Source organism: Amycolatopsis aidingensis (genome assembly GCF_018885265.1).
In the GTDB taxonomy this organism is placed as follows: Bacteria; Actinomycetota; Actinomycetes; order Mycobacteriales; family Pseudonocardiaceae; genus Amycolatopsis; species Amycolatopsis aidingensis.
On the sequence record NZ_CP076538.1, the window covers coordinates 484506 to 503643 of the forward strand.

The 19138-nt window shown below is 69.6% G+C and carries 19 protein-coding genes; 12 read left to right on the plus strand and 7 right to left on the minus strand.

Annotated features, from left to right (window positions below; all coding sequences use genetic code 11):
• Positions 1-18 precede the first annotated feature (18 nt).
• From KOI47_RS02380 to KOI47_RS02410, 7 genes are all read left to right on the plus strand, one after another.
• Entirely contained in the window at positions 19-438 is a 420-nt protein-coding gene (locus KOI47_RS02380; RefSeq protein ID WP_216213459.1) for a DUF2304 domain-containing protein, read from the plus strand.
• Positions 439-445: 7 nt separating this feature from the next.
• Positions 446-991, plus strand: a complete 546-nt coding sequence (locus KOI47_RS02385; protein ID WP_216213462.1) for a uridine kinase family protein — start codon at positions 446-448, stop codon at positions 989-991.
• A 220-nt stretch (positions 992-1211) separates the two neighbouring features.
• Positions 1212-2891: an ABC transporter substrate-binding protein gene (locus KOI47_RS02390; RefSeq protein WP_216213464.1), complete on the plus strand. Its 1680-nt coding sequence runs from the start codon at positions 1212-1214 to the stop codon at positions 2889-2891.
• Positions 2892-2901: 10 nt separating this feature from the next.
• Entirely contained in the window at positions 2902-3921 is a 1020-nt protein-coding gene (locus KOI47_RS02395) for an ABC transporter permease (RefSeq protein ID WP_216213467.1), read from the plus strand.
• Positions 3922-3927: 6 nt separating this feature from the next.
• Entirely contained in the window at positions 3928-4890 is a 963-nt protein-coding gene (locus KOI47_RS02400) for an ABC transporter permease (protein ID WP_216213470.1), read from the plus strand.
• Positions 4891-4895: 5 nt separating this feature from the next.
• A complete protein-coding gene (locus KOI47_RS02405; RefSeq protein WP_216213473.1) occupies positions 4896-5888 on the plus strand; it encodes an ABC transporter ATP-binding protein in 993 nt (330 codons plus the stop codon).
• A gap of 169 nt (positions 5889-6057) precedes the next feature.
• The gene (locus KOI47_RS02410; protein WP_216213475.1) at positions 6058-7164 is read left to right on the plus strand and encodes an ABC transporter ATP-binding protein; all 1107 of its coding nucleotides are present in this window, start codon (positions 6058-6060) and stop codon (positions 7162-7164) included.
• Between the two features lie 6 nt (positions 7165-7170).
• Here the strand turns inward: KOI47_RS02410 and KOI47_RS02415 are convergent, their stop codons facing one another.
• On the minus strand, positions 7171-10242 hold the full coding sequence (locus tag KOI47_RS02415; protein WP_216213478.1) for an MMPL/RND family transporter: 3072 nt from the start codon (positions 10240-10242) through the stop codon (positions 7171-7173).
• 95 nt (positions 10243-10337) lie between these two features.
• On the opposite strand from KOI47_RS02415, the gene KOI47_RS02420 reads away from it, so the two are divergent.
• Positions 10338-10934, plus strand: coding sequence for a DedA family protein (locus tag KOI47_RS02420; protein ID WP_216213480.1), 597 nt, complete (start codon positions 10338-10340; stop codon positions 10932-10934).
• On the opposite strand, the gene KOI47_RS02425 is transcribed toward KOI47_RS02420, so the two are convergent.
• Complete coding sequence (locus tag KOI47_RS02425; RefSeq protein ID WP_216213483.1) at positions 10820-11809, minus strand: EamA family transporter; 990 nt, start codon at positions 11807-11809, stop codon at positions 10820-10822. The two genes, KOI47_RS02420 and KOI47_RS02425, sit on opposite strands and share 115 nt — an antisense overlap.
• 87 nt (positions 11810-11896) lie before the next feature.
• On the opposite strand from KOI47_RS02425, the gene KOI47_RS02430 reads away from it, so the two are divergent.
• Positions 11897-12805, plus strand: coding sequence for a LysR family transcriptional regulator (locus KOI47_RS02430; protein ID WP_216213485.1), 909 nt, complete (start codon positions 11897-11899; stop codon positions 12803-12805).
• 1 nt (position 12806) lies between these two features.
• Here KOI47_RS02430 and KOI47_RS02435 read toward each other — a convergent pair whose 3' ends face one another.
• Positions 12807-13073 carry a hypothetical protein gene (locus KOI47_RS02435; protein ID WP_216213487.1) on the minus strand — a complete coding sequence of 89 codons (267 nt, stop codon included), beginning with the start codon at positions 13071-13073 and terminating at the stop codon, positions 12807-12809.
• A 171-nt stretch (positions 13074-13244) separates the two neighbouring features.
• Here KOI47_RS02435 and KOI47_RS02440 point away from each other — a divergent pair, with 171 nt between their 5' ends.
• The gene (locus KOI47_RS02440) at positions 13245-14162 is read left to right on the plus strand and encodes an SDR family oxidoreductase (protein WP_216213489.1); all 918 of its coding nucleotides are present in this window, start codon (positions 13245-13247) and stop codon (positions 14160-14162) included.
• A gap of 8 nt (positions 14163-14170) precedes the next feature.
• Here the strand turns inward: KOI47_RS02440 and KOI47_RS02445 are convergent, their stop codons facing one another.
• Positions 14171-15154: a helix-turn-helix transcriptional regulator gene (locus tag KOI47_RS02445; protein WP_216213492.1), complete on the minus strand. Its 984-nt coding sequence runs from the start codon at positions 15152-15154 to the stop codon at positions 14171-14173.
• A gap of 84 nt (positions 15155-15238) precedes the next feature.
• On the opposite strand from KOI47_RS02445, the gene KOI47_RS02450 reads away from it, so the two are divergent.
• Positions 15239-15511 (plus strand): type II toxin-antitoxin system Phd/YefM family antitoxin, encoded by a 273-nt coding sequence (locus KOI47_RS02450; protein ID WP_216213494.1) that lies wholly within the window; start codon positions 15239-15241, stop codon positions 15509-15511.
• Between the two features lie 29 nt (positions 15512-15540).
• The gene (locus tag KOI47_RS02455) at positions 15541-15942 is read left to right on the plus strand and encodes a type II toxin-antitoxin system VapC family toxin (RefSeq protein WP_232376497.1); all 402 of its coding nucleotides are present in this window, start codon (positions 15541-15543) and stop codon (positions 15940-15942) included.
• A 9-nt stretch (positions 15943-15951) separates the two neighbouring features.
• Here the strand turns inward: KOI47_RS02455 and KOI47_RS02460 are convergent, their stop codons facing one another.
• The 3 genes from KOI47_RS02460 to leuA form a co-directional block, all read right to left on the minus strand.
• The gene (locus tag KOI47_RS02460) at positions 15952-16143 is read right to left on the minus strand and encodes a DUF397 domain-containing protein (RefSeq protein WP_216213499.1); all 192 of its coding nucleotides are present in this window, start codon (positions 16141-16143) and stop codon (positions 15952-15954) included.
• Positions 16076-17017 carry a helix-turn-helix domain-containing protein gene (locus KOI47_RS02465; protein WP_216213502.1) on the minus strand — a complete coding sequence of 314 codons (942 nt, stop codon included), beginning with the start codon at positions 17015-17017 and terminating at the stop codon, positions 16076-16078. Before KOI47_RS02465 ends, KOI47_RS02460 begins: the two co-directional genes overlap by 68 nt.
• Positions 17018-17113: 96 nt before the next feature.
• Positions 17114-18895: a 2-isopropylmalate synthase gene (gene leuA / locus KOI47_RS02470; protein ID WP_216213505.1), complete on the minus strand. Its 1782-nt coding sequence runs from the start codon at positions 18893-18895 to the stop codon at positions 17114-17116.
• Positions 18896-19138: the final 243 nt, after the last annotated feature.

Here is a 19138-nt window from a genome sequence, read left to right on the forward strand (position 1 = left end):
AGGAGAGCAGGGGTAGCGGTGGCAGGGTGGCAGATCCTCAGCATCGTGATCGCCGGCATCGTGCTGCTCGTCGTGGTCGAGATGATGCGTCGGCGCAAGCTGCGGGAGAAGTACGCCGGCATCTGGCTGATCGTGGCGGTTGGCGTGGTGGTGCTCGCCGTGCTGCCCAAGACGGCCGAGTTCCTCGCCGGCCTCACCGGTGTGCAGACGGCGTCCAACTTCGTGTTCCTGCTCGCCGGGGTCGTGCTCGCGCTGGTCTGCCTGCACCTGAGCGTGGAGGTCGGGCACCTGGAGGAGGAGGTCCGTACCTCGGTCGAGGAGACCGCTCTGCTGCGCTGTGAGCTGGATGACACCCGGCGTGAGCTGGAGCGGCGGATCACCGAGTTGAAGGCCGCGCAGGACTCCCGTACCGACTCACCGGTCGAGTCCAGGAACTAGCACCGAGGTGACCGGCCCTGCCGAGGCCGTGCTGGCCGCGCCGCCGCGGCTGGGGGCGGTGCGGGTGCTGGCCATCGACGGGCCGTCCGGCTCTGGCAAGTCCACCCTGGCCGCCGCGGTACGCGCCGAGCTGCGCGAACGCGGGGTAGGAGCCGCGCTGATCGGCACCGACGAGTTCGCCACCTGGACGGACCCGGTGTCCTGGTGGCCGCGGCTTGCCGAGGGGGTGCTGGCCAGGCTGGCGGCGGGTGAGCCCGGCCGCTACCGCCGGATGGACTGGACCACCGGCAGCCCCCGGCTCGGCGACTGGGTGCGGGTCCCGGTGCCCGAGGTGCTGATCCTGGAGGGCGTTTCCGCGGGCCGCGCGTCGATGCGCCCGTCACTGTCCGTGCTCTGGTGGTTGCCCGGACCGGATCCGGCGACCCGGCTGGAACGCGCCGTCGCCAGGGAGGGCGAGGCGGCCCGCGGCTACCTCCAGGACTGGCAGGCCTTCGAAAAGGGCTGGTTCGTAGTGGATGCGCCAGAGCAGGCCGCGTTCCGCTGGATGGACTAGTGGTGTTGAGTCCCCGGCGCAACGGTGCGAGATTTCAGCACGTTCAGTGATTGTTTGCCGACTCCACGGGGTTAGTTCGGCGGCCACGTAGCGCGATCGTAACCTCGCGTGCTTAAGTGAGCGTCCGTTAGCCGCTAGTGTCGGCGACCACACGGAACTACCGGGTGGCGTGTTGCCGATCACCCGGCCCGAACTGAAACACATCTCAAGGGGTGTCACCATGCTCCAGACGCGCGTGGCCGGAAGGCGCCGCATCGCCCTGATCGGGCTTGCCGGTGCACTCGCGGTCTCGATGTCCGCATGCGCCGAATCCGAACGGGATTCCGGCGGCGAAGGTCAGACCGGAGGCCAGCTCGTGTTCGGGGCCGCGGGTGCCCCGTCGAACTTCGACCCGTTCTACGCGTCCGACGGCGAGACCTTCCGGGTCACCCGGCAGATCTACGAGGGCCTGGTCGGCCTCGAGCCCGGCACCTCGAACATCAAGCCGGAGCTGGCCACCGAGTGGGATTCCAGCGAGGACGGCAAGACCTGGACCTTCACCCTGAAGGAAGGTGTGCAGTTCCACGACGGCACCCCGTTCAACGCCGAGGCCGTGTGCGCGAACTTCGAGCGCTGGTACAACCAGACCGGCGCCGGCGCCACCGCCGCGCTCTCCTACTACTGGATCGAGAACTTCGGCGGGTTCAAGGGTGACGGCAAGCCCTCGCTGTACGAGTCCTGCACCGCGGAGAACGAGACCACGGTCAAGCTGCAGCTGACCAGGTTCACCGCCCGGTTCCCGACGATGCTGTCCCAGTCCTCCTTCGCCATCCAGAGCCCGACCGCGATGGAGAAGCACCAGGCGGACAACGTGAAGGCACAGGGCGACAGCTTCGTCTTCTCCGACTACGCGCGTGAGCACCCGACCGGCACCGGGCCGTTCACGTTCGTCTCCTACGACGAGGCCAACGGCGCCATCGAGCTGGCCCGCAACGAGGAGTACCACGGCGAGAAGGCCAAGCTGGACAAGCTGATCTTCCGGGTGATCGCGGACGAGACGGCCCGCAAGCAGGCCCTGGAGGCCGGGGACATCGACGGCTACGACCTGCCTGCGCCCGCCGACTGGGACTCCCTGCGGGAGGCCGGGTTCAACCTGATGATCCGCGACCCGTTCAACATCCTGTACCTGGGCATCACGCAGAAGAACAACCCGGCGCTGAAGGACCTGAAGGTGCGGCAGGCGCTCGCCCACGCGATCGACCGCGAGACGCTGGTCTCCTCGGTGCTGCCGGACGGCGCCCAGCCCGCCAACCTCTACTACCCGGAGGCTGTCGACGGCTACGCCAAGGACGCCAAGCACTACGACTACGACCCGGAGAAGGCCAAGCAGCTGCTGGCCGAGGCAGGCCACGAGAACCTGAACGTGGAGCTGTGGTGGCCGACCCAGGTGACCCGGCCGTACATGCCGAACCCGCAGGGCATCTTCGGCGCCATCCAGGAGGACCTGGAGGCGGCAGGGTTCACCGTGACCCCGGTCAGCAAGCCGTGGGCCGGTGGCTACCTCGACCAGGTCGAGGTAGCCGACGCGCAGCTGTTCCTGCTCGGCTGGACGGGCGACTACAACTCGCCGGACAACTTCATCGGTACCTTCTTCGGTACCCCGGACAACCAGTTCTGGACCCAGGGCTCGCCGTGGGGCGAGGAGCTGGCCAAGCAGCTGGACGAGGCCGACGCCACGGTGGACGACGCCGAGCGGGAGGCGAAGTACGAGGAGATCAACCGCAAGCTGAAGTCGGAGTACCTGCCTGCGATCCCGATCTCCCACTCGCCGCCTGCGCTGGTGGTGGCTCCCGAGGTGAAGGGGCTGGTCGCCAGCCCGTTGACCCAGGAGGAGTTCGCCCCGGTCAGCATTTCCGGCTGAGCGGACAGCGGTGCTTCGTTACGCAATTCGGCGGGTCCTGCAACTGCTGCTGGTCATCGCCGTGCTCTCGGTGCTGCTTTTCGCCTGGCTGCGCTCGCTCCCGGGAGGGCCGGTCTCGGCCCTCCTGGGGGACCGCGGCACCGCCGAGACACGGGCCCAGCTGGAGCAGGCACTCGGACTCGACCAGCCGATCTACGTCCAGTACTTCAACTTCGTCGGCCGGGCGCTTTCCGGTGACTTCGGCACCTCCACCGGGGTGTCGCCGGGCAAGCCCGCGATGGAGCTGTTCCTGGAGCGGTTCCCGGCCACCATCGAACTGAGCCTCGGAGCCATCCTGATCGCGCTGATCGGCGCGATCCCGCTCGGCTACATGGCGGCCCGGCGGCGTGGCGGCTGGCTGGACAACGTGGGCATCGTCGGTTCGATGATCGGTATCTCGATCCCGATCTTCTTCCTGGCGTTCCTGCTCAAGTACGTGCTGTCGATCAAGCTCGGGCTGCTGCCGACCGGCGGCAGGCAGTCGGTCGGGCTCGACGCGACCAGGGTGACCGGGTTCTTCGTGCTGGACGGGCTGCTCACCAGGGAGTGGGACGCCGCGCTGGACGCGCTCAAGCACCTGTTCCTGCCCGCGCTGGCGCTGGCCTCGATCCCGTTCGCGGTGATCTTCCGGATCACCAGGGCCTCGGTGCTGGACGTGATGGACGAGGACTACGTGCGCACCGCACGGTCCAAGGGCCTCACCGCGCGGGTGATCCGGGACCGGCACGTGCTGCGCAACGCCATGCTCCCGGTGGTCACCACGGTCGGTCTGCAGACCGGCGCGCTGCTGTCCGGAGCGGTGCTGACCGAGACGGTGTTCGCCTGGCAGGGCGTCGGGCAGGCGCTGGCGATCGGTTTCGAACGCAAGGACTTCCCGGTACTGCAGGTGGTCATCATCGCGGCCGCGATGGCCTACGTGCTGGTCAACCTGCTGGTCGACCTGTCGTACGCGGTGATCGACCCGCGCATCCGTACCGCGCAGAAAGGGTAGTGAGCGGTGACGTCGCGTGCGGCGAAGATAGACAGGCTGGCCGAGACGGCGGTGCGACCACCGGGGCCGGATGGCGATTCGGACAACGGGTCGAGCGCGGGCGTGAGCCTCGCCGCCTCGGCATGGCGGCGGTTGCGGCGGAACCCGGTGTTCCTCACCGGGGCCACGGTGATCGGGTTGTTCGTGCTGCTGGCGTTGATCGCCCCGCTGATCGCCCCGCACGATCCGGGGTTGCGGTTGCTGGAGGACCAGGTTTCCCGTGCTCGCAACGAGATCCCGCCGCCGCAACCGGGTTATCCGATGGGCGGCGACCAGTACGGCAGGGACTTCTTCTCCCGGATGCTGCTCGGCTCGCAGCAGACCCTGATGGTGGCCCTGCTGGCCACCGTGATCGGGCTCGGCGGCGGGCTGGTGCTCGGCACCCTGGCCGGCGCGTTCGGCGGCTGGGTGGACACCCTGGTGATGCGGATCGTGGACGTGATGCTGTCCATCCCATCCCTGCTGCTCGCGGTGTCCATCGGGGCGCTGTTCGCGGAACAGACCCAGTTCACCGTGATCCTCGCGGTGGCGATCGTGCAGATCCCGATCTTCGCGCGATTACTCCGCGGCACCATGCTGGGCGTGCGGGAAAGCGATCACGTGCTGGCGGCGCGCTCGCTGGGCGTGAAATGGCGATCCATCGTGTTCCGGCACATCCTGCCGAACTCACTCGGCCCGGTGATCGTGCAGTCCACCCTGGTGCTGGCGATCGCGATTCTCGACGCGGCCGCGTTGTCGTTCCTCGGCCTCGGCGCCGCGGACGATGCGATTCCGGAATGGGGACAGATGCTCGGTAACGCGCAGGACTTCTTCGACAGCCAGCCTCATCTGGCTTTCTGGCCTGCGGGATGCATCATCGTGGTGGCGCTCGGCTTCACCCTCATGGGTGAGTCGATGCGGGAAGCGCTCGACCCGCGGCAACGGCGGTGATGGTGATGGCACTACTGGAAGTTCGTGACCTCTCCGTCGTGTTCCAGCGCAAGGGCGAGGCGCCGACCACCGCGGTGGACGGGATCAGTTTCGATGTCGATCCAGGGCAGACCGTCGGGATCGTTGGCGAGTCCGGATGCGGTAAGTCGGTGACCTCGCTGGCGATCATGGGGCTGCTGCCGTCCCGGGGTAACTCGGTGTCCGGCTCGGTCCGGTTCGAGGGCGACGAGCTGCTCGGCCTCTCCCAGCGGGAGCTGGACGAGCGGCGCGGCCGGGATCTCGGCATGGTGTTCCAGGATCCGCTTTCCTCGCTGAACCCGGTCATCCCGATCGGGTTGCAGATCACCGAGGTGATCGAGCGGCACCAGGGGAAACCGCGGCGTAAGGCCCGGCTGGAGGCGGAGGAACTGCTGAACAGGGTCGGGATCCCGGACCCGAACCGGCGGATCAGCGAGTACCCGCATCAGCTTTCCGGCGGGATGCGGCAGCGGGCGCTGATCGCGATCGCGCTGGCCTGCAAACCGCGGCTGCTGATCGCCGACGAGCCGACCACCGCGCTGGACGTGACGATCCAGGCGCAGATCCTGAACCTGCTGGCGGAGCTGGTCTCCGGTACGGACACCGCGTTGATCATGATCACGCACGACCTCGGCGTGGTGGCCGGGCTGTGTGACACGGTGAACGTGATGTACGGCGGCCGGATCGTGGAGCGGGCCGCCCGGCACAGCCTGTTCGCGCAGCCACGGCACCCCTACACGCATGGGCTGCTGGCCTCGATTCCGCGGCTGGACCTGCCGCGGGGCAACAAGCTGGTGCCGATCAGGGGTTCGGTGGCTGACAACATCCCGTGGGACCACGGCTGTGCGTTCGCCCCGCGTTGCCCGAACGCGATCGACCGCTGTGTCGAGGTGAGCCCGGACCTTGTCGAGGATCGGGGCGGGATGCTGCGGTGCCACAACCCGGTCGAGGTCGGGGCGGCGGAGGAGGTGCGTGCATGACACCCCTTGGGTCAATCCGCGGCAGTCAAAGCGACCACGGAGCGCGCCCCTGGCCGGAGGCCCCGCTGTCGGGGCGGCGGGGCGCGTGCCCTGGTGGTCATGCGCTGGGTCATGCCGGGCGCCCCGTCGACACGATCGCGGACGCGCGCAAAACCGCGGAGGAGCAAGCATGACCGAGCCATTGGTGACCGTGGACGAGATGAAGGTGCACTTCCCGATCAAGCGCGGGATCGTGCTGGACCGCACGGTCGGGCACGTGTACGCGGTGGACGGGGTGAGCCTGGAGATCCAGCGCGGGGAGACCTACGGCCTGGTCGGGGAGTCCGGTTGCGGCAAGACCACCCTCGGGCGCGCGTTGCTGCGGCTGGTCGAGCCGACCGGCGGCCGGATGATCTTCGACGGCGTGAACATGTCCGACCTCAAGGGTGAGCAGCTGCGCCGCATGCGCAGCCGGATCCAGATGGTGTTCCAGGACCCGTTGTCCAGTTTGGACCCCCGGCAGTCGGTGGAGTCGATCCTGGTCGAGGGCATGCGGGCGCACGGCATGGACGAGGACAAGGACGCCACGCACAACCGGCTGCTGGAGCTGCTGGACGCGGTCGGCCTGCCGCGCAACGCGCTGCGCAAGTACCCGCACGAGTTCTCCGGCGGCCAGCGGCAGCGGATCGGGATCGCCCGCGCGCTCACCCTGAACCCGGACCTGATCGTCGCCGACGAACCGGTGTCCGCATTGGACGTCTCGGTGCAGGCGCAGGTGCTCAACCTGCTGGAGGACCTGCAGCAGGAGTTCGGGCTGACCTACCTGGTGATCGCGCACGACCTGGCGGTGGTCCGGCACATCTCCGACCGGATCGGGGTGATGTACCTCGGTTCGCTGGTGGAGGAGGGCGACTCGGACAGTATCTACAACGAGCCGCTGCATCCGTACACCAAGGCGCTGCTGTCGGCGATTCCGGTGCCGGACCCGACGGTGGAGGACAGCCGGGAGCAGATCCTGCTCACCGGGGACCTGCCATCGCCGTCCAACCCGCCATCCGGTTGCCGCTTCCACACCCGCTGCCCGTGGCGGCAGCCGACCCGGTGCGACACCGAGCGGCCGGAACTGCGCAGGCTGGGCAGCGGACACCGGGTCGCCTGCCACTGGGCCGAGGACATCCAGGCGGGCCGGATCACCCCGCACGAGGTGCGCCCGGAGGCGGTGGACTCCGACGGCTCGGTCTCCCCGGACACCCCGCTGATGGGCCCCGCCTCGGTCACCGAAACCCTCGACCACTGATCAGCACTACTGCGGCCGGGAACGGGGCCACCAGTTGGCTTCCCCGAGGAGGGCGGCGGTGGCCGGGACGGTCAGGGTGCGCACGACGAAGGTGTCGATCAGCAGCCCGGCGCCGATGGTGAAGCCGATCTGGGCGAGGGTGGTGACGTTGCCGGTCATCATCGCGAACATGCTGGCGGCGAAGATGACCCCGGCCGAGGTGATCACCCCGCCGGTGGCGCCCACCGCCCGGATCACCCCGGAGCGGGTTCCGCGGGCCGACTCGTCCCGGATCCGGCTGATCAGCAGCAGGTTGTAGTCGGCGCCGACCGCGACCAGCGCGATGAACGAGATCGGCGGCACCGACCAGTGCAGGTCCTGGCCGAGCAGATGCTGCCACACGGCCACGGACAGCCCGATCGCCGAGGCGTAGGACAACACCACCGACACCATCAGGTACAGCGGGGCGATGACGCTGCGCAGCAGCAGGAACAGGATCATCAGCACGGTGCCCAGTGCCAGCAGCGCGACCAGCAGGAAGTCCTGCCGCACCAGGTCGTCAAGGTCCGCGTTGGTGGCAGCCATCCCGGTGGCCGCGATCCGGCTGCCTGCCAGCGGCGTCTCGTGCACCGCCCGCTCGGCGGCCGCCCGGATGGCCCGCGCCCGGTGCATGGCCTCGGTCCCGAACGGGTCGCTGTCGCCGAGCACGATCATCCGCGCGGTGCGGCCATCGGGGGAGAGAAAGTACCCGCTGGCCAGCGCCAGGTCCGGGTTGTCGAAGGCCGTGGCAGGCAGGTAGAAGCCGCCGATGGCAGGGTCCTTCGCCGCGGTGCCGAGGTTCAGCAGGAAGTCGGCTGCTTCCCGCAACCCGCCGCGCAGTTCCGTTGTGGACTCGGTGAGCTCGGCCGTGCCGTCCTCGACCCGCTCGGCTCCGTCCTCTGTCCGGCCCGCACCCTCGGCCAGCTCGCTCGCGCCATGGTGCGCCTCGCCAGCCCCGGCCGCCAGCTCACCGAGCTTGCGTTCGAATCGTCGCTGCGCGCTGGTCAGTTCCTGGATTCCCCGCTCGGCCTCGTGCAGCGCGCTGTTCAGCCGCCCGATCTGGGTCGCCAGCCTGCCGTTGCCATCGGCCAGCTGCTGCGAGCCCTCGGCCAGCCTGCGCAGGCCGGAAAGCAGCGTGTCCCGATTGGCGTGGTAGACCTCGTTCAGTCCTTTTCGGACCTCGCGGCAGAACGGGTCGACGCCGCACAGTGGGCTGGCGTTCAGTCCTTCCAGCGCGAGCCCGATGCTGTCCGCGAGCGATCTGGCCTGCTGATACGCCGAGTTCAGAGTGCTTGCCAGTTCCCTGGCCCCGGCGGCGAGCTCCTTGGCGCCCCGCTCGAGCCGCGCCGCGCCCTCGGCTGCGGTGCCGACCCCACCGCCCGCCTCGCGCAGTCCGGCGAGCAGCCTTCCCGCGCCGTCCACCGCGGCACGGGACCCCTCGGCCAGCTGTGCGGTGCCGTCGGCGAGGCCGCCCGCGCCCTCGGCGAGCGCGCCGGTCGCCTCGGAGAGGTCCGCGGCGCCACCGGCGAGCCGGTCGGCATCGTCCTGCCCTTCGGCGAGCTCGTCCGCCGCGGTGTCCAGCCGCTTGCCGACCTCCCCGGACTGGTAGCCGACCGAGGCTTCGGTGATCGTCTCACCGAGTGGCCTCGTCGCACCGCGTACCGTGTTCACACCCTCCACTTTGGCCACGGCGGTGGACACACTTTCGATCGCGGCCAGGCTCTCCGGGTTGCGCAGGTCGTGGTCGGCCTCGATCAGCAGGTAGTCCGGGAGCAGCTCGTTGGCCGGGAAATGCTCGCGCAGGCTGGCGTAGCCGAGGTTGCTGTCGGTGCCCGCGGGCTGCACGCTCCGCTCGTCGAAGCTGAGTCGTAGCCCGGGAAGGAAGGCGGCGAGCGCGATCAGCAACACCAGGCTCAACGCCAGCACCGGCACCGGTTTGCGGACCACCCTGGCCCCGGAGGCCCGCCAGTACCGGGCACTCGGGGCCCGGCGTGGCTCGGCACGGCCCCTGCGCGCCGCCACGGTCAGCATCGCCGGGATCAGGGTCAGCGCCACCAGCAGGGTGATCACGATGCTGATCGACACTCCGGGCCCTGTGGTGCGGAAGATGCCGATCTCGGCGAGGAACAGGCAGGCGCAGGCGGCCGCCACGGTGGCGCCGGAGGCGACGATCACCGCGGCCACCCGCGAGGTGGCGGTGGCGATGGCGGTGTCCGGATCCTGGCCCGCCCGCCGCTGCTCGTGGAACCGGCTGATCAGGAACACGCCGTAGTCGGTCCCGGCGCCGAGCACGATCGCGGTGGTGAGCGCGGTGGTGAAGGTGGAAACCGGCAGGAAGTTCTCGCCGAGTAGCGCGATCACCGCCCTGGACACGGCCAGCGAGATCCCGATCGCCACGATCGGGATCAGCGCGGTCACCCACGACCGGTAGATCAGCAGCAGGATGACGGTGATCAGCACGACGGTGGCCGCGGTGATCACCGCGATGCTGGAGTCGGTCTCGTGCAGCTCGTCCGCGATGGTCGCCGATGGCCCGGTGACGTGTACCTCGAGGTGGTCGGAATGGTCCTGCTCCGCGGCGGCCGCCCGCACCGCGGCCACGCCCTCGCCGACCTCGGGGGTGCCGATGCTGCCGCGCAGGCCGACCGGCAGGTAGATGGCCTTGCCGTCCGCGCTGTTCATCGAGTCGGCCAGCGCGGGCCGGGAGATGATGTCCTGCACCACCGCGACGTGCTCGGTGTCCGCACGCAGCCGGTCCACCAGCAGCCGGTAGTACTCCCGGTCCACCTCGGTCAGGCCGTCGTCGTTGGACATCACCACGAAGGCCAGCGCCTGTGACCCGCTCTCCTGGAAGCGGTCCGCCATCTCCTGCACCGCGCGGACCGACTCCGCCGTGGTCGGCACGAAGGGCGCCGAGCGCTCCGCGATGACCTTCTCCACCTGCGGAATCGCCAGGTTCAACCCGGCGGCCGCGGCCACCCAGCACAGGATGATCACCCCGGCGTACCGGGTGACCAGCCTGCCAAGCCGGGCGAAGGAGCCGCCTGCGTGCCGTGCCATGGCGGAAGTAGACATCCGTATAAATCGTGTTGTCCATGACTACGTGACGCGCGGCACGTCGCCCACGGCGTACCGTGGCCGTCGAGGAGCGGATCGTGCACGTCGACCAGTGGTTGTCGGCCGTCCCGGTGGCCGGGGTGTACCTGGTGGTGGCCGGGGTGGTCGGCCTGGAGAGCCTTGGCATTCCCCTGCCGGGCGAGCTCGTGCTGATCACGGCGGCGCTGCTGGCCGGAAGGCACACCGGGGTGGACCCGGTGTGGGTCGGCGGGTGCGCGAGCGCGGGTGCGATCGCGGGCGACAGCATCGGGTACGCACTCGGTCGCCGGTACGGTCCGGCGCTGTTCGAGCGGGCGGGCCGTAGGTTCCCGCGCCACTTCGGGCCGGAACCGCTGGGCCGGGCGCAGCGGCTGTTCACCCGGCACGGGCCGTGGGCGGTGTTCCTCGGTCGCTTCGTCGCCCTGTTACGTATCCTGGCCGGTCCGCTCGCCGGTTCGCTGCGGATGCGCTACCGGGTCTTCCTCCTGGCCAACGTGCTGGGCGGGATCGCATGGGCAGGCACGATGACCCTGCTCGGGTACTACCTCGGGGTGGCGGCGGAGCGCTGGTTGTCCGGATTCTCCTGGCTCGCGCTGCTGTTCGCAGTGCTGACCGGGGTGGCGACCGCGGTGCTGCTGCGCCGCCGTGCCCGCTGAAGCGAGCCGAGCAGCACCCCGCAGACCACCACCACACCGGCCAGGATCTCGACCGTCGCCGGGCGCTCGTCCAGCACCAGGAACGCCATCGTCATCCCGACCACGGGCACCAGCAGGGAGAAGGGGGCGACCACCCCCGCGGGGTTGCGGCGCATCAGCGTGGTCCAGATACCGGAGCCCGCGATCGTGCCGATCAGCACCACATAGCCGAGCCCGGCAAGGCCGAGCCAGCCGCCGAGGGTACCCAGCGTTGCCAGCGAATCCCACTGCGCCGCTGGGCCCTCGGCGAGCAGGGACAGGGCGAACATCGGCAGCGGCGGCACCACCGACATCCACAGCGTCACGTGCAGCGGGTTCACCCGCTCGGGATGCTGCGCGGTGCTCAGCGCCTTACGCGAGCAGAGGTTGCCGATGGCCCAGCTCAGCGCGCCGAGCAGGGTGAGCAGCACCGGAAGCAGCGCGGCGTACTCGGCGCGGTGCCAGGCGATCACGCTCATCCCGGCGACGGCCAGCAGGATGCCGGTGACCTGCCTGCCGGTGACCCGTTCGCGCAGCAGGATCGCGCCGAGCAGCACGGTGAACGGCGCCGAGGCCTGCAGCACCAGCGAGGCAAGGCCGGTGGGCATGCCGAGGTCGAGGCCGACGAACAGGAAGGCGAACTGCAGGGTGCCGAAGCCGAGGCCGTACCCGATCAGCCAGCGGGCAGGGACCGCGGGCCGCGGGACCAGCAGCATGGTCGGCAGCGCGATCACCGCGAAGCGCAGCGCGCCTGCGAACAGCGGCGGGAAGTGCTCGACCATCGCGTGAATGGCGAGGAAGTTGCAGCCCCACATGACCGCGACCAGCGCGGCGAGCAGGCGGTCCCGGGTCGGCATGACCCCAGCCTGCGTGAGTCGATCGTGAAGCACCAGCGATAAAATCTGTACGTACCTTGTAGCTTTGCTGCACTTTATACTCGCGCCATGGACGTGGACCGGTTGCGCATCCTGCGGGAGTTCGCCGACCGCGGCAGCGTGACCGCGACCGCCCGCGCGCTGCACCGCACGCCATCGGCCGTCTCGCAGCAGCTGCGTGCCCTCGAGGCGGAGGCGGGCCTGCCGCTGACCGAGCCGGCAGGGCGCGGGCTGCGGCTCACCGATGCCGGGCGGGCGCTGGTGGCGCGGGCCGACGAGGTACTCGCCGCGCTGGAACGCGCCGAGTCCGAACTGGACACCTACCGCAGCTCCCCGCGCGGCCGGGTGCGGGTGGCGGTGTTCCCCTCCGCCGCGCTGATGCTGTTGCCCGGCCTGCTGCACCGGATCGCCGCGCGCGAGCACCTGGACGTGGAAGTGACCGATGTGGATATGCAGCCGTTCCAGGTTCCCGGTCTGCTCGCCGACTTCGATGTCGTGGTGACGCATCGCGACGAGTACGCCGAGCCGTTCGAATCCGAGCGGCTCGAGGTGGTGCACTTACTGCGGGAACCCCTGGATGTCGCGCTGCCACCGGGGCATCCGCTGGGTGCGCGGCAGCGGGTCGACCTCTCCGAGCTGGCCGGTGAACCGTGGATCGGCGTGGGTGTCGGCTTCCCGGTCGACGACGTGCTGCGGTCGCTCTCGGTTCGTACCGGTGTGCGCACCAGGGTGGTGCATCGGATCAACGACTTCCGGATCATCGAGGCGCTGGTCGCGGCCGGGCATGGCGTGTCCCTGCTTCCCAGGTACACAATGGACTCCACGGGGGAGCGGCTGATGCGCAGGCCACTGGCCGGGATCCGCGCGGCGCGCCATATCGAGGTCGTGCTGCGGACGGGTGCCTCGGGGCGCCCCGCGGTCGCGGCCGTGCTGGACGAGCTGCGCGCCGAGGCGCAGGCGTCCGCACGGGATGAGTAGCTCAGCCGCCGCTAGTCAGTCCGATGTGGATTCCACCGAGGTTGAGGCTGGGCGCGGTGTGCAGGTTCAGTGAGAGCAGGTTGCCACTGAGCCGGACCGGCTGCCCGGTGAGGTTGACGGTCGCGTCGGCATTGATCCCCGCGTGCACGCCGATGTCCCCGCCGATGTGTCTGGCTTCCCGCTCGGCGTTTGCCGTGCCCGCGCCCACGATTCCGATGGTCGCCGCGACGGCGGTGATCGAGGCGAGGCGGCCGATCGTGCGTTTCATGCTGACTCCCTGAGATTTTTCGTGTTGGACATCACAACACTAAGCGCGCCCGATCGACAGACACAGAGTAGTCAGCACTGTGGGTGACAAGGCGCGGGAAACCATGACGTGTCCTGACGGGGATGCGCGTGACCGTGGTCCGGTAGGTGTTCCACAACGGACAGGAGCAGAATGAACACGGAGCTGCGGGGGAAGATCGCGCTGGTCGCGGGCGGTACCCGGGGCGCGAGCCGGGCGATCGCGATCGAGCTCGGCCGCGCGGGCGCCACGGTGTACGTGACCGGCCGCACGACCAGGACCGAGCGCTCGGAGGTGAACCGGCCGGAGACCATCGAGGACACCGCCGAGCTGGTCAGCGCGGCGGGCGGGCAAGGGGTAGCGATCCGGGTGGACCACCTTGATCCGGAACAGGTGGCGGCCCTGGCGCGGCGGGTCGAGCAGGAGCGGGGCGGCCTGGACATCCTGGTCGACGGGCTCTGGGGTGGGGACGGTTACCTCGAGTGGGGGAAGCCCATATGGGAGCACCCGCTGGAGGCGGGCCTGCGGCAGATCCGGCTGGGTATCGACGCGCACCTGATCACCAGCCATCACCTGCTGCCGCTGCTGATCCGCAGGCCGGGTGGGCTGGTGATGGAGCTGACCGACGGCACCGCCGAATACAACGCGAACTTCCGCAAGGGCACCTCGGTGCCGTTCTACGTGGCCAAGGCCGCCGCGCACCACCTCGCGCTCGGCCAGGCCGAGGACCTGCGGCCCTACGGCTGTACCGCGGTCGCGCTGACTCCGGGCTGGTTGCGCTCGGAGGCGATGCTGGACCACTTCGGGGTCACCGAGGACAACTGGCGGGACGCGCTGGCACGGGAACCGCATTTCGCCATCTCGGAGTCGCCCGCGTTCGTCGGCCGCGCGGTGGCGGCGCTGGCCGCCGACCCGGACGCCGGACGCTACACCGGGCAGACGCTGTCCAGCGGGCAGCTGGCGAAGGTGTACGGGTTCACCGACGTGGACGGCAGCCGCCCGGACGGGTGGCGGTACCTGGTCGAGGTGACCGACCCCGGCAAGCCGGCCGACACCACCGGCTATCGCTGAGCGCGTGGTCAGCCGTTGCGGGCCGCCATCGCCGTCGCGGTCTCGGCGAAGGCGGCCCGCAACGACAGCGGCTCGATGATCTCTACCTCGGGGCCGAGGCGGAGCAGCTGCCCGAGCGCGACCTCGTGGCTCTCCACCGGCAGCTCCAGCTCGACCCGACCCTCCGCGTCCGGCGGGCCCGCGTCGCGCCTGGCCTCGATCGCCACATCGGGTTCGGCGATCGCGGACAGCGTGCGCAGCCCGGCCGGGCTGAGTTTGATCGTGATCCGTTCGCGCAGCAGGGCGCGGGCGAACTGGGCCGAGGACTCCTGCCACCATTCCACGAGATCGAAGTCCGCAGGTCGCTCGAACCGCTCCGGGTGTGGCTCGGCCTCGGCGATCCGGGCCACCCGGTAGGTGCGGATGGTGCGCTCCGCGGAAGCGGCCTCCGGAACCTGGGCTACCAGGTACCAGACACCGGCCTTGAGCACCAGGCCCAGCGGTTCGAGCAGCCGCTCGGCCAGCCGGTCGCCCCGGCGGTAGCGCACGGTGAGCCGGTGCTGCTCCCAGACCGCGCGGGCCACGGTGGCCAGTTCGGCGGCCTCGTCCTCGCCGCGGAACCAGCCAGGGGCGTCCAGGTGGAACCGCTGCGCGACCTGCTGTGCCTGCTCACGCAGCCCGCCGGGCAGGCTGGCCGAGACCTTGGCATGCGCGGCCGAGACGGCGGTGCCGAGCCCCAGTTCGGCGAGCGCCCGCGGGGTGCTCATCGCGAAAAGCGCCACCGCCTCGCGCGAGGTCAGCCCGTCCAGCCTGCTGCGCCAGCCCTCCACCAGCCGGATGCCCCCGTGCCTGCCCGGTTCGGTCCAGATCGGCACCCCGGCCTCGCGCAGCGCGGCGATGTCCCGGTGCATGGTGCGCTCGGAGACGCCCAGCGCCTCGGCCAGCTCGGCGGCCGTAGCGCCCCGCCGGTTCTGCAGGGTGAACAGCAGGGCCACCAACCGTTCGGATCGCATACCCCGATCATGCCCACCCACGCCGACACCTGGATGGTAGCGACACGTAGCGAGATGTAGCGATAGGTGGCGTATAATAGTGGCATGGCTCGGCAGATCACTCAACGCGAGTTGCGGAACGACACACCCACGATCATGCGAGCCGTCGAGGACGGCGAGAGCTTCGTACTGACCCGCAACGGCACGCCGGTGGCCGATCTCGTCCCGCACACCCGGCGGCCGGACTTCATCTCGGCCGACGACTTCCTGGATCTGCTGGCCGATCTCCCGCCGACCGACCCCGCAACGTTCTTCGCCGACCTTGATTCCGTGGTCGATCCCGATCCGTTCCGAGAAGCAGGCGACCATCGGGAATGACGACTCCCGCTTCATCCTCGGCCGCGCGAGTGCTGCTGGACACCTCCGCGGTGATCGATCCGCCGGCACGTTCGGACCTGCCGGAAGGCAGCGAGGTCGCCATCAGTTCCATCACGCTCGCTGAGCTTTCGGCCGGGGTTCACGCGGCCGCGAGACCCCGGGAGCGGGCTGTTCGCCTGGCCCGCCTGCAACGAGTCGAATCGACCCTCGCTTCGCTGCCATTCACGCCGGCCGCCGCGCGTATGTATGGGCAGTTGTACGCCATGGTGCTGGACGCCGGGCGTAATCCGCGGCCGCGCAGGCTCGATCTGCTGATCGCTTCGGTCGCGGCCATGCATCAGCTGCCACTGGTCACCCGGAACGGCGCCGACTTCACCGACCTGCAACCGCTGCTCAGCCTGATCTCGTTGCCGAGCCACTCGGTGCGCTGATCTGCGCGTTCACCGGCGCACGGCGGTGAGGAAGGCGCGCCAGGCGGCGGCACCGAGGGTGAGGTGCCCCGCGGCGGGGGCCTTCGAGTCGCGGACGGCCGCCGCCCGCGCGGTGGTCGCCACCTCGACGCAGTCACCGTTGTTGGTATTGCTGTGGCTGCTCTTGCGCCAGGTCAGCTCGGCGTGCCCGGGGGTGGTCATGACGTCCGGCCTCCATCTGGTCGTACTCGCTTGCCAGCCAGGCAAGCCACTCCCGCGATTGTCCCGCATTCAGCGCGTCCCGATCGAGCCGCGCCAGGATCTCCCGGTACATGGCCACGTCCTCAGGCTCCTCCAGGAACAGCCCGGCCGCCCAGGTGTCCACGTAAGTGACCGGCGGGTGCTGGGCGTGGCCCAGCACCTTGAACGCACTACCGAAGACCCCGAACGGCCCGGCCGAGTCCGGCACCACCCGGATGGAGCAGCGTGGCCAGGAGTCCGCCAGCAGCAGGCTGACCACCTGCTCATGCATCACCTCCGGCCCGCCGACCACGGTGCGCAGGGCCCGCTCGTGCAGGAAGAACTTGCACCACGGGGACCGCGGCCGTTTCAGCACATGCTGCCGGGCCAGCCGGGCGTCCACGCGCAGCTCGACATCCTCCGTCGGATGTCGAGCATCCCACCGGAACAGCTCGCGGATGTACTGCTCGGTCTGCAGTAGCCCCGGCACGATCAGCGGGTCGTAGCTGGTGATCGAGCTGGCCGTGCCCTCCTGCAGGATCAGCGAGCGCAGCTCCTCCGGCAGTTCCTGGCTGTGCGGCCGGAGCCAGTACCGGCTGTCCGCCTCGCGGGCGAGGGTGATCAGCCGGTTCAGCTCCGAGCGCACCACCAGGCCACAGCTGACCAGGTAGACCGCGACATCCACTTCGGATGCCCCGCGCTGCCCGCTCTCCATCCGGGACACCTTGCTCGGCGACCAGCCGAGGGTGCGCGCCAGGTCATGCCCGCTCAGCCCGGACCGCTGCCGGATCCTCCGTAGCTCGGCACCGAGTTCTCTTGCCCGCGCGGTGGAGTCGCGCTTCGCCTTCGCCGTCATCCAGCCAACCTAGAACGCCAGGTCAGCGCGGCTCCGCTACGGCGCGACCGGTTCACCGGAAGAGATGCGTCCTTGCCAGTCCCGCAAATCCCCCTGTCAGCGGTTGGCGCGGTTGACGGCGGAGACTACGGCGCGCAGGGAGGCGACCACAATGGACGGATCGATGCCCACGCCCCAGTAGACGCGGTCGTCGATGGCGCACTCGATGTAGGAGGCCGCCTTGGCGTCGTCGCCAGGGGTGAGGGTGTGCTCGCTGTAGTCCAGCAGCCGCAGGTCGAAACCGACCGTGGACAGGGCGTCGAAGAAGGCGGCGATGGGCCCGTTGCCCCGCCCGCGCACCTCGTTGTCGTCCCCGTCGACCCGGACGGTGGCGGCGATCTCGTACTCCCCGCCACCGTTGTCGGTGACGTGCTGGCGCACCAGTTCCAGGGTGGTGCCCGGCCGCAGGTACTCCGCGGAGAAGGCCTGCCACATGGTGTCCGGGTCGACCTCGCCGCCGGAGGTGTCGGTGTGCTTCTGGATGGTCTGGGAGAACTCGATCTGCAGCCGCCGTGGCAGGTCCAGCTGGTGCTCGCTCTTCATGATGTAGGCGATGCCGCCCTTGCCGGACTGCGAGTTCACCCGGATCACGGCCTCGTAGGTGCGGCCGACGTCCTTGGGGTCGATCGGCAGGTACGGAACCTCCCACCGGTGCTCCGCCAGCGGGACCCCGGCCTGCTCGGCCTCCCGGCGCAGCGCGTCGAAGCCCTTGTTGATCGCGTCCTGGTGACTGCCGGAGAAGGCGGTGAACACCAGGTCCCCGCCCCACGGGCTGCGCTCGGGCACCGGCAGCTGGTTGCAGTACTCGACCGTGCGCTTGATCTCGTCCATATCGGAGAAGTCGATCTGCGGGTCGATGCCCTGGCTGAACAGGTTCATCCCCAGCGCGACCAGGTCGACGTTGCCGGTGCGCTCCCCGTTGCCGAACAGGCAGCCCTCGATCCGGTCCCCACCGGCCTGGTAGCCCAGCTCCGCCGCGGCGATCCCGGTGCCCCGGTCGTTGTGCGGGTGCAGCGAGAGGATCACCCCGTCCCGGCGCTCCAGGTTGCGGTGCATCCACTCGATGGAGTCGGCGTACACGTTCGGCATGGCCATCTCCACCGTGGCGGGCAGGTTCAGGATCACCGGCCGCTGCGGGGTGGGCTGCCAGATCTCGGTGACCGCGTTGCACACCTCGGCCGCATAGCTCAGCTCGGTACCGGTGTAGGACTCCGGCGAGTACTGGAACCGGAAGTCGGTGTCGGAGTACTTCGCCGCGTACTCCAGCACCAGGTCGGCGGCCTGGGTGGCGATTTTCTTGATGCCCTCGCGTTCCTCGCGGAACACCACCCGCCGCTGCAGGATCGAGGTGGAGTTGTAGATGTGCACGATCGCCCGCGGCGCGCCCTCCAGCGCGGCGAAGGTCCGCTCGATCAGCTCCGGTCGGCACTGGGTCAGTACCTGGATCCGGACATCCTCCGGGATCGCCCCGTCCTCGATGATCTCCCGGACGAAGTCGAAGTCGGTCTGGCTGGCCGCAGGGAACCCGACCTCGATCTCCTTGTAACCCATCCGCACCAGCAGCTCGAAGAACTTGCGCTTACGGGCAGGCGACATCGGGTCGATCAGCGCCTGGTTGCCGTCCCGCAGGTCCACCGCGCACCACAACGGGGCGCGGTGGATGCGCTTGGCGGGCCAGGTGCGATCGGGCAGGTCGATGTCCTCGACCAGGCGATACCAGGGCTGGTAGCGATGCACCGGCATCGAACTACCGCGCTGTGCGTTCCAGCTGGGCTGGCCGTCGGCCGGTGGCCTGGACGGCGTGCGGATCCGGCTGGAGGGGATTTCGGGCGTGCTCATGATGGGGAAGGCTCCTGCTGGGTTGGAGGTCGACAACCGACCGGCGGCACCACAAAGCCCCGCGACGAGGAGCCGGTCTGGTCAGGCCCCGTCGCGGCAGCGAAGCAGGAGAGCACGTGCCACGAGGCCACTCTAACCACGGCCTGCCGCGTAGGGGAAGCCCGGTTGCGACCAAACCGTTACCCGTGCTGGCCCGAGAGGGTTACTCGCCCGTAGCGTTGCCCGTTGTCACATGCGAGACTC

Bases quoted from the DNA above. Each gene is read 5' to 3' on its own strand.
- KOI47_RS02390 (WP_216213464.1), top strand. From the start codon at position 1,212: ATGCTCCAGACGCGCGTGGCCGGAAGGCGCCGCATCGCCCTGATCGGG.
- KOI47_RS02405 (WP_216213473.1), top strand. From the start codon at position 4,896: ATGGCACTACTGGAAGTTCGTGACCTCTCCGTCGTGTTCCAGCGCAAG.
- KOI47_RS02410 (WP_216213475.1), top strand. From the start codon at position 6,058: ATGACCGAGCCATTGGTGACCGTGGACGAGATGAAGGTGCACTTCCCG.
- KOI47_RS02415 (WP_216213478.1), bottom strand. From the start codon at position 10,242: ATGGCACGGCACGCAGGCGGCTCCTTCGCCCGGCTTGGCAGGCTGGTC.
- KOI47_RS02425 (WP_216213483.1), bottom strand. From the start codon at position 11,809: ATGCCGACCCGGGACCGCCTGCTCGCCGCGCTGGTCGCGGTCATGTGG.
- KOI47_RS02430 (WP_216213485.1), top strand. From the start codon at position 11,897: ATGGACGTGGACCGGTTGCGCATCCTGCGGGAGTTCGCCGACCGCGGC.
- KOI47_RS02435 (WP_216213487.1), bottom strand. From the start codon at position 13,073: ATGAAACGCACGATCGGCCGCCTCGCCTCGATCACCGCCGTCGCGGCG.
- KOI47_RS02440 (WP_216213489.1), top strand. From the start codon at position 13,245: ATGAACACGGAGCTGCGGGGGAAGATCGCGCTGGTCGCGGGCGGTACC.
- KOI47_RS02445 (WP_216213492.1), bottom strand. From the start codon at position 15,154: ATGCGATCCGAACGGTTGGTGGCCCTGCTGTTCACCCTGCAGAACCGG.
- KOI47_RS02450 (WP_216213494.1), top strand. From the start codon at position 15,239: ATGGCTCGGCAGATCACTCAACGCGAGTTGCGGAACGACACACCCACG.
- KOI47_RS02460 (WP_216213499.1), bottom strand. From the start codon at position 16,143: ATGACCACCCCCGGGCACGCCGAGCTGACCTGGCGCAAGAGCAGCCAC.
- KOI47_RS02465 (WP_216213502.1), bottom strand. From the start codon at position 17,017: ATGACGGCGAAGGCGAAGCGCGACTCCACCGCGCGGGCAAGAGAACTC.
- leuA (WP_216213505.1), bottom strand. From the start codon at position 18,895: ATGAGCACGCCCGAAATCCCCTCCAGCCGGATCCGCACGCCGTCCAGG.